Below are 13,867 nucleotides of genomic sequence, written 5' to 3' on the forward strand. Positions count from 1 at the left end.
CGGCTGTGCAACCCAAACCAGCTCCGCCGCGCCGCCTCCTGACCGCCACAGCTCATCAAGGGGTCAATATTGGACGCCGATCGGGGGGCAACATTGCGCGCCGTTTGACAGTTGCTTCCGCCGCTCTCTGGCGAGGGCCTGATGATGAGCAAAAAGCACTTCATCCAGCTCGCCGCGATTATCGCCCGGACTGAGGACATGGCCGAACGCAAGCGCCTCTGTGAAGAGGTCGGCACGGTCTGCGCCCATGTGAACAAAGAGTTCCGCTGGAGCACTTGGCGCTCCGCTTACGGTGTCTCGCAATGAGCGACGCACAGCTTGCCTGCCTGATCCTCGCGCTTCCCGCGCTGATCCTGTCGGCCCTCTTCACGGTTGTTGAGGGTCGCCGTCAATTCCGCCTGATGAGGCCCTTGAGTAAGGCCGAAACCCACGGGGCCTAACGCCCCTTGGTCGCGGTAGCTTCCTTGATGATGCTGCGGACGCTCTTACGGGCTTCCCGCTCGGCTTCGTCAGCTTTCCGCAACAACTCCTGAATGTTCTTGATCGTCGGTAGCAGGATCGCGGGCTTCGTGTGCTCGTCAACGCCTTCGACCAGCGACCCGATGTGCTTCAGGGCCTCTTCCGGTGTCATCGCCGGGCTCCTCTCAACATCTGGAGAATGACTATGACGACTGCCGACAAGGCGGCGGGCGAAGACGCTCGCATGAATGAAGCTGGCACGGAAGCCCCGGAGCACGGCCAAGCCCCTAACCACAACTTCCTGATGGCGGCTGCCGCTACCATCCGGGAGCGTTACGACGCCGCTAAGGGGGCCAGCAAGGCAACCTTGGAGGACCTCCGGCTGATCGGCGAGACCCTTAACGAGGTCAAAGAGACGCTGGCAGGGACCGGAAAGGGCGCCTTCGGGAAGTGGTGCGAGGAACAGCGCTTCCCGTTCGATCCTAGCTGGCGTGCCCGCCTGATGAAACTCGCCGCGAATTGGGCGGACATCATGGCTGCCGTTGAGGCCCTGCCGGAGGACAAGCAGAAATGGTCGGTCGATGGCGTCATGGCCATCTGGTCGGCCGCGAAGAAAGCCTCGGCAGGCTCCAGCGAAGGCGGGGGCGGCGAAGGTGAGGGCGAAGGCGGAGAAGCCAAGCCGGAGAAGAAAAAGCGGGAGACAGAGGCCGAGAAGCTCCGCAGGGAGTTGGCCGAGGCTCTTGCCCGCGTTGCTGAGCTTGAGGCCGAGAATGCCAGCCTGAAGGGCGGCAAGGGCAGCTCCAAGCCCTCCGGCAGCAAGCCTGAAGAGAACCCGCCCGGCTTCATCTCGGGAGCGACCAAGCTCCGTGCGGCCAAGGTTTGGGGACTCTACACCAAGGGCGCGACGGACGGCGAAAAGGCTGCCGCCAAGTCCCGCTTGGAGGAGATGGCCGAAAAGGTCGGTATGGCCTTCGACGCCTTCGTGGCCGCCTGCAACCTGAAGTGAGCTTTCCAGAGGGCCTTGCCGGAGACGGCAGGGCCTTCGCGTAAGCCCATAGCGAAACGTGGAGTGACTTCACATGAACATGACGGTCAACCCGGACCTTGCCGCAGCTCTGGCAAGGATCGCGGAGCTGGAAGATGAGCTCGCCGAGGGCGACAGGATCGACCGCTTCAACAACAAGTACACCGACAGCATCGAAGAGGCGCTGGAGGAGGTTGAAGAGGAGCTGGTCGCGGAGAGAGCAAAGGCAATTGATGCAGATCAAATGCGGCTCGACGCCGAGCGGGAAATCCAAGACCTCGTAAAGGAGAACGAGGGGCTCGTGGAGGAGCTGAAGGAGGCGAACAAGCAGGCCGATGAAGAGGCCGGTAAGGTTACGGAGGCTCTTGCAGTCGTCGCGGACCTCCTGCGGGACTACCTTGTATCCAACTTTAGTATGACAGGTAGTCGTCTGCCGCCTGAACTTAGAAAACTCTGCGACGAAGTGTCGCTAAGCTGGTAATGCAGCGCCTCGGGGCCTGTAATAGCGGGCCTCGCACGGTGCATTCTTGGCGCCTAATCAGAACAATTAAGAACACATCAACAGGTTGCCTCAACGGTGAGTCTTTTTGGCTACATTGAGTTGAGTTTGCCTCCCTTATAGCCATCGGCAGTCCGGTACAGGGGAAGCCGTTGGTAGGGAGACTAGCCACGGGGGCGTCACGGCAGAGCTGTGGCCGGAGTGCGCGTTAACTAATATGGGGATATGTTCCTATTGCTATCCCCATTAGGAATGAATGCGTGTATATGCCTACCACCCGGAAGCGATGACAGGCGCTCCGGGCCGCGAGGGACAGCCTTCAGGCTGAGCGGGTGGACCCCTGTTCGAAACGGTTACGACAATGCAGTTCCACACCTACCACCAGCTCCGGAACACAGAGCTGATTGCGTCGTTCGACTCCACTTGTTGGCAATGGGGCTCCAGCCTAAACAGGGACGCTTGGTCTCTGGAGGTTTGGATAGGCCCGTTCCACCTCTGTGTGAGCCGCTACTTTGAATGGAAGTTCAACGATGAACTCTGGTCTCTCGCCGCTGGAGAGGGCAACAAATCTGATAACCCGGCTGCGGATGATACACCCGCGCATGGAGCTTCAGACGGCCCTCATGTTCATGCTGATCGCGCAGAAAAAGGAAATCTCAAAGCCGCAGCTTGAGACGCTCCTGAACATGCCGACCGCCTCCGCCTATAGGAACCTGAAGCTCCTTGAGGGGGAAAAGCTGATCCACATTGCTTCAAGCCCTAGTGGATCAGTCGTCACCATCACCACGGCCGGAGAGCGGTTCGCACAATCCTTGTTCGACACTCTCGGCCCAACTGGAGAGCCTGAAGATGGCAGTTAAGCAGCGAGGAAAGTCTTGGCAGGCTGACATAAAGCCGCCTGGACAGGAGAGGCTCCGCCATACCTTCAAGACGAAGGAAGCGGCGGACCTCTGGATGGCGTCGGCGAAGCTCGCAATTGCCAGCGAGAAGCCTATTCCACGCCCTGAGTTATCCAATACCGGACATCCGGAAGCGGACAGCTCGGCCCCTGCGGGCAAGGGTGCACGGTTCTCCACCTTCGCTTCGCGGACCCACACCATGTACTGGAAGGGGAAGCCCAGCGACGGGAAGAACATGCTGATTATCGAGGAGCTGAAGCGGTTCTTCGTGGAGGACATCACGCTCGACCGGATCGACGCGGAGATGCTGGACCGGCTGGTCGAGAGCTTCATCCTGAAGGGGAACAGCAACTCGACCATCAACAAGAAGCTGGCCGTGGTCTCCCGGATCGTCCGCTTCGCACACTCGCGCGGACACCTGAACCGGCTCCCTACCATCGAGCGTAAGAAGGCGATGGTCGGCCGCTTCCGGTTCTTCACGGAGGCCGAGGAGAAGACCCTCTTGGGCCTCGTGACGCAGCTCGGGAAGGACGACCATCGGGAAGCCATCGAGTGCCTGATCGACACCGGCATGAGGCCGGGCGAACTCTATTCGATCCCGGCGAGCGACTTCGACCTGAAGCGCAAGTCCATCACCATCTGGAAGAACAAGACGGACCTGCCGCGAACGGTCTACATGACGGATCGCGTTTACCGGACTGTGACTCGCCGGAAAGCTGGAGTGACTTCACAAACCGAACGGCTCTTCCCGTATGACAATACGTGGATGCGGCTGGTTTGGGATCGTGTCCGGGCGATGATGAACCTGACGCACGACCCGAACTTCGTCCCGTATGTCTGCCGGCATACCTGCGCTTCCCGTATGGTTCAGCGTGGCGTCCCGATCCCGGTCATCAAGGAGTGGCTCGGGCACAAGACGATCACCATGACCATGCGCTATGCGGTCCTCGCGCCGACGAACCTCATGGCTGCGGTGTCCGCGCTGGAGCCGGAGCACGGGATTGGGCACAACGGCGGCCCTGATCTGGCGAAGGAGGCGGCATGAGCGTTTACCGACCTCGTGAAATTAAGGGAGTTCGCTTCGTTCCGTTGCAGGACTTCCGGCAGCGGCTCCTTTGGCGCGTGGAGATGGGCACTCTGTCAACCACGCTGGAGCCTGTGTGGGCCTACCTCCTCATGAAGCTTCTCACGGAGAAGGCGGCATGATCGCCCGGCTCGCGAACATCCCCTTGACGGGGCTCCTGCTAGTCTGCATTGCCACGGTCCTATGGTTCGTCGGCAAGGGCTGCGGGTTCATCCTCTCAGGTCTCGCCAAAGCCGTCTTCGGGTGACACAAAAAGGGACTTTTATCCCCTCGTGTCCTCCGATTTTGGCACGGGGCACAGAATGGTGGCATGGCGTGACACGGGCCATGTCATAGCAGGGCGGACGTGGCGAAATTGGTAACCGCACGGCACTTAAAATGCTGCGTCTTCAATGACTTAGGGGTTCGAGTCCCCTCGTCCGCACCACTGCCCCGTGTCACAAAAAGAGACTTAAAATCTTGCGCCTTCAAAGGCTTGCGGGTTCGAGTCCCGCCGTCCGCACCAAGCTGATTCTGCCTCGCGTCAGCATGCGCAGCCCGGCAGTCAGATCTTCCTGAAAATCAGGCTCAGGTTATTCGCAGGCATCTCGATGATCGCGGGGGCACCGAAGCCGTTGGCCGCGCCGAGCCCTGCGACCGCGTCCAGCTCGCGCAGCCCCCAGGCGGGGTCGCGGCTGCGCAGGCTTTCGTCGAACGCGGCATTGCCCGGTTCGAGCGGCCGGCCCGGACGGCGATAGGGGCCGTAGAGATAGAGCGGCTGGCCGGGCTTCTGCAGGCGCCCCGCCTGCCGGAACAACCCCTCCGCGGCGACCCAGGGCGCGATATGGATCATGTTGATGCAGAGGATCGCGTCGGCCGCCTCGATCGGCCAGTCCGGCGCGGTCGCATCGACGACGAGCGGCGCGCGGATATTGCCGAGGCCGGATTCGGTGGTCCAGGCCGCGATGCTCGCGACTGCATCAGGCGAGGGATCGCTCGGCTGGACAATCAGGCCGGGCAGGGCGCCGGCGAAATGCACGGCATGCTCGCCGGAGCCGGAGGCGACCTCCAGCACGAGCCCGGAAGAAGGCAGGATATCGCTCAGCACGGCCAGGATCGCATCGCGGTTGCGCTGGGCCGAGGGCGCACGCAGGCGGGGATCGGAGGCGGCCTGGGGATCGGCGGTCGGCTGCCAGAATTGGGGCTTGCTCATTATCCGCTCACGAATCTTTCGTCCGGCCCATCGCGTTGGAGCCGCGATCCGCTATAAGGGGCTTGGAAGCGAGCCGCCAGATGTCGCGGCTTCGCAGCAAGCAGGCTGGTTTTGTTAACCGAAATCCTGGTCGTCGTGGCGCTGACGATCGTCAATGGACTCCTCGCCATGTCGGAACTCGCCGTGGTTTCGTCACGCACGGCGCGCCTCAAGGTTCTCAGCGATCAGGGCAGCAAGGGCGCCGCAACCGCGATGCGCCTGGCCGAAGATCCCGGTCGCTTTCTCTCCACCGTCCAGATCGGTATCACGCTCGTCGGCGTGCTCTCGGGCGCCTTCTCCGGCGCCACGCTCGGCGCGCGCCTCTCCGAATGGCTGGGCACGCATGGTTTCTCGCCTTCGGTGTCGGATACGCTCGGCGTCGGCATCGTCGTCGTCGCGATCACCTATCTCTCGCTGATCCTTGGCGAACTCGTGCCGAAGCAGATCGCATTGCGCGACCCCGAGCGGGTGGCGGCGCGGGTCGCGCCGGCGATGTGGCTCCTGTCCAAGATCGGCGCGCCCATCGTGTTCCTGCTCGATGTCTCCGGCAAGGCGGTGCTGCGCCTGCTCGGCCAGAAGGGCGAGTCCGAGGAGAAGGTCACCGAGGAAGAGGTTCGCACCATCATCGCGGAAGCCGAGACGGCCGGCGTGCTGGAGCGCGACGAGCGTGAGATGATCGCGGGCGTGATGCGCCTCGCCGACCGCTCGGCCCGGGCCCTGATGACGCCGCGCCGCGAGGTCGAGGTCATCGATCTCGAGGACAGCGCCGAGGAAATCCGCCAGCAACTGCGCGCGACGCGCCGCTCGCGCCTGCCCGTGCAGGATGGCGAGGCGGATTCGATCGTCGGCGTGATCGTCGTCAAGGATCTGATCGAGTTCCTCCAGGCCGGCGACACGCAGGACCTGCGCGCGCTGGTGCAGGAGACGCCGATCGTGATGGATACGGCCGACTCGCTGCATGTCCTGCGCGAGATCCGCTCCAGCCGCGTGCATATGGCGCTGGTCTTCGACGAATACGGCCATTTCGAGGGCATCATCACGCCCGGCGACGTGCTGGAGGCGATCATCGGCGCCTTCCAGGAAGAGGAAGAGGATGAGCCGGCGATCGTCACCCGCGCGGACGGCTCCTATCTCGTCGCCGGCTGGATGCAGGTGGACGAGTTCTCGCATGAGCTCGGCATTCCGATCCCGCGCGATGCCGATTTCCAGACGGTCGCCGGCTTCATCCTGGCCGAGCTGAACCATCTGCCGAATGTCGGCGAGAGCTTCGACAAGGGGCATTGGCGCTTCGAGGTCGTCGATCTCGACGGCCGCCGCATCGACAAGATCCTGGTCACCCGGATCGAGTGATGCCGGATTTGGCGCGGGAGCCGGAGCCATCGGCGCGGCTCCCGACGCTTGGCGAGGCGACGCGCGTCTGGGCGCGGATCGGCTTCCTGTCCTTCGGCGGGCCGGCCGGCCAGATCGCGCTGATGCACAAGGAGCTGGTCGAGGAGCGCCGCTGGATCGGCGAGGAGCGCTTCCTGCACGCGCTCAACTACTGCATGCTCCTGCCCGGGCCGGAGGCCCAGCAGCTCGCCGTCTATATCGGCTGGCTGATGCACCGGACGGTCGGCGGCCTGATCGCGGGGCTGTTGTTCATCCTGCCCGGCGCGCTGGTGATGCTGGGGCTCAGCATCCTCTATGTCACCTGGCGCCATGTGCCTTTGGTCGACGGCATCTTCTTTGGCGTGAAGGCGGCGGTGCTCGCCGTCGTGATCGAGGCAGGGCTCAGGATCAGCCGCCGGGCGCTCAAGAACGGGGCGATGGTCAGCGTCGCGGTGGCGGCCTTCGCCGCGATCTTCCTGTTCAAGGCGCCGTTTCCGGCGATCATCCTGGCCGCCGGGCTCATCGGCTGGCTCGGCAGTCGCATCCGGCCGGACTGGTTTGGCGGAGGCGGCCGGCATGGCGCGGCCGGGCCCCCGGTCGTGGGGCTGGTCGATCGGTTGCTGTCGGAAGGAGTGCTCGCGCATGTCCGCCCCTCGGCCGGCAAGGCCGCACGGGTGCTCGCGCTCTGGCTACCGCTCTGGCTGGCGCCTGTTGCCCTGCTCTGGCTCGTTACCGGCCCGGCCAGCGTCTGGACGCAGATCGGCAGCTTCTTCAGCCTGATGGCGATGGTGACCTTCGGTGGTGCCTATGCGGTGCTGGCCTATGTTGCGCAGGCGGCAGTCGACGGCTTCGGCTGGCTTGCGCCCGGCGAGATGCTCGACGGGCTGGGGCTGGCCGAGACGACGCCGGGGCCGCTGATCCTCGTGCTTGAGTTCGTCGGTTTCCTCGCTGCCTTCCGGGCGCCGGGCAGCCTGCCACCGCTCCTGGCGGGTGGGCTCGGGGCGCTGCTCACGGTCTGGGTAACCTTCGCACCCTGCTTCCTCTGGATCTTTCTCGGTGCGCCCTATGTCGAGGCGCTTAAGGGAAACAAGGGGCTTGCGGCCGCGCTCGGCGCGATCACCGCCGCCGTGGTCGGCGTCATCGCCAACCTGGCGCTCTGGTTCGGGCTGCACGTCCTCTTCCGCGAGGTTTCCAGCGTGCCTGTCCTCGGGATGAAGCCGGAGGTGCCTGTCCTGACCTCGCTGGACTGGCGCGCGGCTCTGCTGGCGGCCGGTGCCGCCATCGCGCTGCTGCGCTTCAAGCTCGGCATGGTGCCGGTTCTGGCCGCCTGCGCGGTCGCCGGCATCCTGCTCAAAGGCGGGTTTTGAGCCTCAGCGGCGCGGCTCGTCCGGCTCGATGATGCGGTATTCGGCGTCGATGACCTCGACCCGATCCGGCTGGCGCGGCTGGTTGGCGAAGGGATTGGCGGGGTCGATGCCCGCCGCCTTCAGCTTCGCCTTGAGGCGCCAGACCGCGATCGCACCGACGACCAGCACGACCGGGATCAGGATGAGCGCGAGGCTCGCGGCCAGCACGAAAAGCGCGACGCCGACGGTGAGGCTCGCCGCCATGGCGAGCCAGGCCTGCCAGCGCGGCATGGCGCGGGTGCGGCCGTTGAGCTGCTCGTAGAGATTGACGCGGATCATCTGGTGTTGGTCCCTTCCTCCGGCACAAAGATAGGAACCGATTGCGGCTTTGACGAGATCAGGCCGCATCCTGCCAGTCGTAGAGCCAGCCATAGCGATTGCGCAGGCCCTCCGGCCCCAGCCGCTTCAGCGCGAAATCGCGGGCGATGCTGAGCGGCCAGCCCATATGGTAGTTGCGGCCGTTGCCCCGGCTTTCCTCCTGCACGCGAGCGACACGCTGGGCGCGGGCCGCGGCATAAGCAGCGAACGCCATGGGTACGCCGGCAGCGCCCTCGCGGCCGAGCGTCTCGGCCAGCAGGCGGGCGAGCACCGCGGCATCCTCGATGGCGAGCGAGGCTCCCTGCGCCAGGAAGGGCAGGATCGGGTGGGCGGCATCGCCGAGCAGCGCGACCCGGCCCTTGGCCATGGCGGCGGGCTTGCGATCGAACAGCGACCAGACCTGCCAGCCTTGGGCCGCGCCGGTGAGCTCGCGCAAGGCCGGGGAGGCGCCGGCGAGATGCTCGGTGACGACATTGAGGTCGCCATCGCGGGACCAGCCCTCGCGGGCTTCCTTGGCCTGACGAACGACGACGATGTTGATCTCCTTGCCGCCCGCGACGGGGTAATGCACCGCATGGCGGCCGGAGCCCATATGCAGCGTCACGTGCGGCTTGTCGCCGGCGCGGGCCGGCACCACGGCGCGCCAGGCCTCGTAACCGGTGAAGACCGGTGGGGAGGCGTCACCGGTGAGATCGCGCACGCGCGACCACAGGCCGTCTGCGCCGATCAGGCCGAGGGCGGAGAGCGTCCCGCCGACGCCGTCGCGCGCGGTGAGCCCGATCGTGACGCCATCGGAATTCTGGGTGACCTCGTCCACGCTGCGGCCGACCATCAGGCGGATATTCGGCATGGCGCGGGCGGCGTCGAGCAGCACGGTATGCAGGTCGTTGCGCTTCATCATGCGGAACGGCGTCGGCATGCGCTCGGGGCTGGAGGGCATCTCCAGCACCTGCGAGCCATCGGCCCAGCGCCGGATCATCAGCCCGTGCGAGGTCACGCTGATGCGCTTCAGCGGCAAGGCGAGGTCGAGCGCATCGAGCACGCGGCCGGAATTGGAGGTGACCTGCAGGCCGGCTCCGGTCTCGCCGAAGCCGGTGCGCTTCTCGACGACGGTCGCAGCGATGCCGCGCCGCGCCAGCGACAGGGCCATGGTCAGGCCGCCGATGCCGGCGCCGGCGATGACGAAATGAGGAGCGGACACGGGATCGGACGCCTTCGATGATGGTGCTGGAAGACGAGGCGCGGGTGCCCCTCAGAACCCGCGCGCCGGATGCAATGGGCGAGCCTCAGGCCGCCTTGGCCGGATCGGTATAGGCGCATTCCGGCGGGATGCAGGCGGCGCCCTTCAGCGACGGCTCGTATTTGAACAGCGTCGAGCAATAGGGGCAGATGATCTCGTGGTCCGCGCCCATGTCGAGGAAGACATGCGGATGGTCGAAGGGCGGCTTGGCGCCGATGCACATGAACTCGTGGGCGCCGACCTTGATGACGGGAACGCCGAGGTCATTGTGGAAATGCGGGATGCCGGTGGCGGCCATGGTCGTCGCTCTTCGAAGGTCTGAAATTCGGCCGCAACCTATCGCGTGAGGCGGCCCGACGCCAGAGCCTTTCCACATTTCCCCGAAACGCGAAAAGGCTCTAGCCTTTTGTTTTGTCGCATTTTCTTGACGCGAACGGGTATCCACTTCGCTCGAAAATGCTCCAGTGCGCGATTTGTATCAGCGCCCGTCGCGCAGGCAGCCGCGCGCAAGCTCGGTCATCCGGGCGCTTTCCTGCGGCGAGAGCAGGTTGTCGAGCGCCTTCTGCCAGAGCTGCTCACGCTTGAGGCCATCGACCGTGCAGGCGCAGACCATGCGGCAGATCTCCTGCGGCACATTGGGGCCGGAGCAGCTGCGCTGGCATTCGTTCCGGAAGGCGCGTTCCTCCGGCGAGGTCGGAGCGACGACCTGCATCGACAGCATCAGCGCGCCGATGAAGAGCGGCTGGTGGACGAGATAGACAAGCAGGCTGTGGCGCCCGCCCCAGGCGACGATTCGGGTTGCCTTGTTGCCGGGCCGCCAGCCGGCGAGCGTCGAACCGGCGAGGCGCGGCAGGACGAGGCGGGCCAGCGCGATGCCGCTCAGCACGCAGCCGAACCAGGGGAAGACCGGCACGAAATCGGCGGTGTGGAACGGCGCCCGCGAAAAGCCGAGCCAGGCCGCCCAGGGCTGGTCGAATAGCGGATGGGCGACGAAGGAGGGCAGTGCAAAGGCGAGGACCGCCGCCAAGGCGACGGCGATGACCGGTAGGCGCAGGAAGGGCAGGGCGAGCACGCTCGCGGCCGCGACATGGTGCAGGATGCCGAAGAAGATGAAATCGCCCGGCATGAACCGCCAGGTGCCGAGCGTGACCAGGGCTGCCGCGCCCGCGACCATGGTGAGGCGCTTGAGATAGGCCTTGAGATCCAGGCCCTTGCGCGTCGCAAGCACGAGGCTGAAGCCGACGATGGTCAGGAAGGTGCCGGCGATGCCGCGCGCGAACAGGCGCCAGCCCGGCTCGGTGACGATATCGGTCTCGATCAGCCGGAACATCGAGAGGTCGTAGGCGAAATGGTAGACGAACATGGCCAGCAGCGCGACGCCGCGGGCGATGTCGACGATGGCGAGGCGTGACGATTCGCGAGGAGCGGGCTGGGTCATGGGCCATCGTTCATCATGGCGGGCGCTCATAAGCAAGCCGCGCCATGGCGGGTACCCAAAGCCGCCCGGTCATGGCAGGGAAGGGTGACCGTTCCGATCTTACGATCCGAGACCTGCATGCAGAGCTTTTCTTCCGACGGCGTGAAGATCGCCTTCATCGACATGGCGCCGATCAATGACGAGCCGAAGCACCGCACCATCGTGCTGGTCCACGGTTTCGCCTCCTCGCACATGATCAACTGGGTCAACACCCAGTGGACGAAGACGCTGACCCATGCCGGCTATCGCGTCGTCGCGCTCGACGATCGCGGCCATGGCCAGAGCGAGAAGCTCTACGATCCCGCCGCCTATTCCTCGCAGGTCATGGCCGAGGACGTGCGCCGGTTGATGGATCATCTCGATATCCCGCGCGCCGCGGTGATGGGCTATTCGATGGGCGCGCGCATCTCGGCCCATCTGGCGCTGGCACATCCGCGCCGGCTCGAGGCCTTGCTCCTTGGCGGGCTCGGCATTCATCTCGTCGAGGGCGTCGGGCTGCCGCTCGGCATCGCCGATGCGATGGAGGCGCCGTCGCTCGACGTGCTGACCGATCCGATGCAGCGCATGTTCCGCGCCTTCGCCGAGCAGACCAAGAGCGACCTCGAGGCGCTGGCCGCCTGCATCCGCGGCTCGCGCCAGACCTTGACCGCCGAGCAGGTCGGGCAGATCACAGTTCCGACCCTGATCAGCGTCGGCACCAAGGACGATGTGTCGGGCTCCGGGCCGGAACTGGCCGAGCTCATCCCGGGCGCCGTGGCCTTCGACATCGTCGGGCGCGACCACAACCTCGCGGTCGGCGACAAGAGCCACAAGCAGGCCGTCCTCGACTTCCTCGCGCGTTTGTGAGAACCTCCGCGATGACGAGAGGCAATCCGGAAAAGCGGGCGACGCCAATGTGTTGTCGATCTTCCCTGAAAATCTGATTCCGCTGCCTCGCTTTTCGATTCAACTTCGGTTCGGCCTGAGCTTTTGATGCGGACACCTGCCTTGCGCTAGGCTGTCCTTCTGCCGAACCCGTCTTTCGGGAGAATGACCATGCCGTCAGGGCGCTCCGTCGTGGAAGCACGCGACTTCGCAACCGGGCTCGACCGGCTCGATCCCGTCTGGTCCCGCCTGCGGACCGAGGCCGAGGCTGCCGTCGCCGCCGAGCCGGCGCTCGGCACGCTGATCGTCGCTTCCGTCTTGAACCAGCCGAGCTTCGAAGGCGCCGTTGCGCATCGTGTTGCGGCCCGGCTCGGGCACCCCGCCGTGACCGCCGACCTGATCGAGCAGGGCTTTGCCGAGGCGATGGCCCATGACGAAACGATCGGTGCCGGCATGCGCGCCGACGTGATGGCGGTGCTCGACCGCGACCCCGCCTGCTATCGCGTGCTGGAGCCGGTGCTGTTCTTCAAGGGCTTCCATGCCCTGCAATGCCACCGTCTCGCGCATTGGCTCTGGAAGCAGGACCGGCGCGATTTCGCGCTCTACCTGCAGGCGCGCTCGTCCGAGGTGTTCCAGACCGACATCAACCCGGCGGCGCGGATCGGCAAGGGCATCTTCCTCGACCATGCGACGGGCTTGGTCGTCGGCGAAACGGCCGTCATCGAGGACGACGTCTCGATGCTGCACAGCGTCACGCTGGGCGGCACCGGCAAGCAGGGCGGCGATCGCCATCCGAAGATCCGCAAGGGCGTGCTGATCGGTGCCGGCGCCAAGATTCTCGGCAATATCGAGGTCGGCCAGTGCAGCCGCATCGCGGCCGGCTCGGTCGTGCTCCAGCCCGTTCCGCGCAACAAGACCGTGGCGGGCGTGCCGGCCAAGGTGGTCGGGGAAGCGGGCTGTGCCGAGCCCTCGCGCTCGATGGACCAGACGCTCGCCGGCGATTGCGGCGCCTATATCTGACGGGCTCAACTGGCCGCGTCGGCGAGCCAGTGCATGATCTCGGCTCGGCGCGGGTGTGCGCCGGTTGCCGTGGCGGTCGCGAGCGTCAGGCGGTCCGGCGTCGGCATGGCCTGCGGGAAGGGCGCGACGAGCCTGCCCGCCGCGAGATACGGGCCGACGAGACTCATGCGCCCCATCAGGATGCCTGAACCCGACAGGCAGGCATCGAGTGCCAGGCTGTAAAGTGAGAAGGCCGGGCCGCGGCCTGGATCGACCTTGGCGCCGGGCGCGGCGAAGGCGAGCCAACGCGCCCAGTCGCTGCGCCAGACCGCGTCATGTAACAGCGTCTGCGCGGCCAGATCGGCGGGTGTCGCGAGCTTCGCGGCGAGAGCAGGCGCGCAGACCGGCAGGATCGCATCGTCCGCCAGTTGAACCCCACCGCCTTGTGGTGCGGCCTCCCGGTAGAACAGCGACAGGTCATACGGATCGCGCTGCGGATCGGGCGGCTCCTCCATCGCCGCAATCGAGATCTGCAAGTCCGGGGACGCCGCCTGCAGTGCCGGCAGGCGCGGCGAGAGCCAGAGCTGGGCGATGCAGGGCAGGGCGGCGATGGCGAGCGGGCGATGCGGCTGTGCCTCGCGCAAGGCCTGCACCGCCTGTCCCAGCATGTCGAAGCCGCGCGTCAGGCGTGGCAGGGCCTCGCGTGCCGCCTCGGTCAGGGCGACGCCCTGCGGCAGGCGGCGGAAGACCGCGAAGCCCAAGGTCGCTTCGAGTTGCCTGATCTGTTGGGTGATGGCGCCGGCCGTGACGCCGATCTCGTCGGCCGCCTTGGCGAAGCTTTCCAGGCGCGCAGCAGCCTCGAAGGCACGCAGCGCATTGAGCGAAGGCAGGCGCGGGCGCGGCGGTTTGACCGGCAAGGCAAAACTCCAGCTTGCAGGCTGAGAATTCCTCAGCCTGCAAGCGATGAATACTCGTTTGCACGCAGGCCGGCAAACCGCT

General features: G+C 65.6%; 18 protein-coding genes and 1 tRNA gene. 12 read left to right on the forward strand and 7 right to left on the reverse strand.

The features are described 5' to 3' along the window. Positions 1-141: 141 nt before the first annotated feature. Positions 142-306, forward strand: a complete 165-nt coding sequence (locus WFK61_RS21935; protein WP_336814193.1) for a hypothetical protein — start codon at positions 142-144, stop codon at positions 304-306. Beyond that, a complete protein-coding gene (locus tag WFK61_RS21940) occupies positions 303-440 on the forward strand; it encodes a hypothetical protein (protein ID WP_336814194.1) in 138 nt (45 codons plus the stop codon). The genes WFK61_RS21935 and WFK61_RS21940 overlap by 4 nt, the downstream gene beginning before the upstream one ends. Here WFK61_RS21940 and WFK61_RS21945 read toward each other — a convergent pair. Continuing rightward, positions 437-631 carry a hypothetical protein gene (locus WFK61_RS21945; RefSeq protein ID WP_336814195.1) on the reverse strand — a complete coding sequence of 65 codons (195 nt, stop codon included), beginning with the start codon at positions 629-631 and terminating at the stop codon, positions 437-439. The genes WFK61_RS21940 and WFK61_RS21945 overlap by 4 nt on opposite strands. A 33-nt stretch (positions 632-664) precedes the next feature. On the opposite strand from WFK61_RS21945, the gene WFK61_RS21950 reads away from it, so the two are divergent. The 6 genes from WFK61_RS21950 (at position 665) to WFK61_RS21975 (ending at position 4,392) form a co-directional block, all read left to right on the forward strand. Then, complete coding sequence (locus WFK61_RS21950) at positions 665-1,465, forward strand: hypothetical protein (RefSeq protein ID WP_336814196.1); 801 nt, start codon at positions 665-667, stop codon at positions 1,463-1,465. 73 nt (positions 1,466-1,538) lie between these two features. Then, complete coding sequence (locus tag WFK61_RS21955; RefSeq protein ID WP_336814197.1) at positions 1,539-1,964, forward strand: hypothetical protein; 426 nt, start codon at positions 1,539-1,541, stop codon at positions 1,962-1,964. Between the two features lie 548 nt (positions 1,965-2,512). Next, the gene (locus WFK61_RS21960) at positions 2,513-2,842 is read left to right on the forward strand and encodes a hypothetical protein (RefSeq protein WP_336814198.1); all 330 of its coding nucleotides are present in this window, start codon (positions 2,513-2,515) and stop codon (positions 2,840-2,842) included. Further along, positions 2,832-3,926: a tyrosine-type recombinase/integrase gene (locus WFK61_RS21965; protein ID WP_336814199.1), complete on the forward strand. Its 1,095-nt coding sequence runs from the start codon at positions 2,832-2,834 to the stop codon at positions 3,924-3,926. Before WFK61_RS21960 ends, WFK61_RS21965 begins: the two co-directional genes overlap by 11 nt. Before the next feature lie 157 nt (positions 3,927-4,083). Further along, a complete protein-coding gene (locus tag WFK61_RS21970; protein ID WP_336814200.1) occupies positions 4,084-4,212 on the forward strand; it encodes a hypothetical protein in 129 nt (42 codons plus the stop codon). A gap of 93 nt (positions 4,213-4,305) precedes the next feature. After that, positions 4,306-4,392 (forward strand) — tRNA-Leu (locus WFK61_RS21975). A 117-nt stretch (positions 4,393-4,509) separates the two neighbouring features. On the opposite strand, the gene WFK61_RS21980 is transcribed toward WFK61_RS21975, so the two are convergent. After that, a complete protein-coding gene (locus WFK61_RS21980; protein ID WP_336814201.1) occupies positions 4,510-5,157 on the reverse strand; it encodes a DUF938 domain-containing protein in 648 nt (215 codons plus the stop codon). 111 nt (positions 5,158-5,268) lie between these two features. Here WFK61_RS21980 and WFK61_RS21985 point away from each other — a divergent pair, with 111 nt between their 5' ends. Beyond that, positions 5,269-6,546, forward strand: a complete 1,278-nt coding sequence (locus WFK61_RS21985) for a hemolysin family protein (RefSeq protein ID WP_336814202.1) — start codon at positions 5,269-5,271, stop codon at positions 6,544-6,546. Beyond that, on the forward strand, positions 6,546-7,931 hold the full coding sequence (gene chrA, locus WFK61_RS21990) for a chromate efflux transporter (RefSeq protein ID WP_336814203.1): 1,386 nt from the start codon (positions 6,546-6,548) through the stop codon (positions 7,929-7,931). The genes WFK61_RS21985 and chrA overlap by 1 nt, the downstream gene beginning before the upstream one ends. A 3-nt stretch (positions 7,932-7,934) precedes the next feature. Here the strand turns inward: chrA and WFK61_RS21995 are convergent, their stop codons facing one another. From WFK61_RS21995 to WFK61_RS22010, 4 genes are all read right to left on the reverse strand, one after another. Then, on the reverse strand, positions 7,935-8,249 hold the full coding sequence (locus WFK61_RS21995) for a hypothetical protein (RefSeq protein ID WP_336814204.1): 315 nt from the start codon (positions 8,247-8,249) through the stop codon (positions 7,935-7,937). Positions 8,250-8,307: 58 nt separating this feature from the next. Continuing rightward, positions 8,308-9,489: an FAD-dependent monooxygenase gene (locus tag WFK61_RS22000; protein WP_336814205.1), complete on the reverse strand. Its 1,182-nt coding sequence runs from the start codon at positions 9,487-9,489 to the stop codon at positions 8,308-8,310. An 85-nt stretch (positions 9,490-9,574) separates the two neighbouring features. Continuing rightward, complete coding sequence (locus WFK61_RS22005) at positions 9,575-9,826, reverse strand: zinc-finger domain-containing protein (RefSeq protein WP_336814206.1); 252 nt, start codon at positions 9,824-9,826, stop codon at positions 9,575-9,577. A 180-nt stretch (positions 9,827-10,006) separates the two neighbouring features. Next, positions 10,007-10,966 carry a heparan-alpha-glucosaminide N-acetyltransferase gene (locus WFK61_RS22010; protein WP_336814207.1) on the reverse strand — a complete coding sequence of 320 codons (960 nt, stop codon included), beginning with the start codon at positions 10,964-10,966 and terminating at the stop codon, positions 10,007-10,009. 117 nt (positions 10,967-11,083) lie between these two features. Between WFK61_RS22010 and WFK61_RS22015 the strand changes: the two genes are divergently transcribed. Then, positions 11,084-11,851, forward strand: a complete 768-nt coding sequence (locus tag WFK61_RS22015) for an alpha/beta fold hydrolase (protein ID WP_336814208.1) — start codon at positions 11,084-11,086, stop codon at positions 11,849-11,851. A 189-nt stretch (positions 11,852-12,040) separates the two neighbouring features. Continuing rightward, positions 12,041-12,889, forward strand: a complete 849-nt coding sequence (cysE, locus tag WFK61_RS22020) for a serine O-acetyltransferase (RefSeq protein ID WP_336814209.1) — start codon at positions 12,041-12,043, stop codon at positions 12,887-12,889. Positions 12,890-12,894: 5 nt separating this feature from the next. On the opposite strand, the gene WFK61_RS22025 is transcribed toward cysE, so the two are convergent. Beyond that, on the reverse strand, positions 12,895-13,785 hold the full coding sequence (locus WFK61_RS22025) for a LysR substrate-binding domain-containing protein (RefSeq protein ID WP_336814210.1): 891 nt from the start codon (positions 13,783-13,785) through the stop codon (positions 12,895-12,897). Positions 13,786-13,867 lie beyond the last annotated feature (82 nt).

The sequence above is a fragment of the Allobosea sp. MMO-172 genome (assembly GCF_037147855.1).
Classification (GTDB): Bacteria; Pseudomonadota; Alphaproteobacteria; order Rhizobiales; family Beijerinckiaceae; genus Allobosea.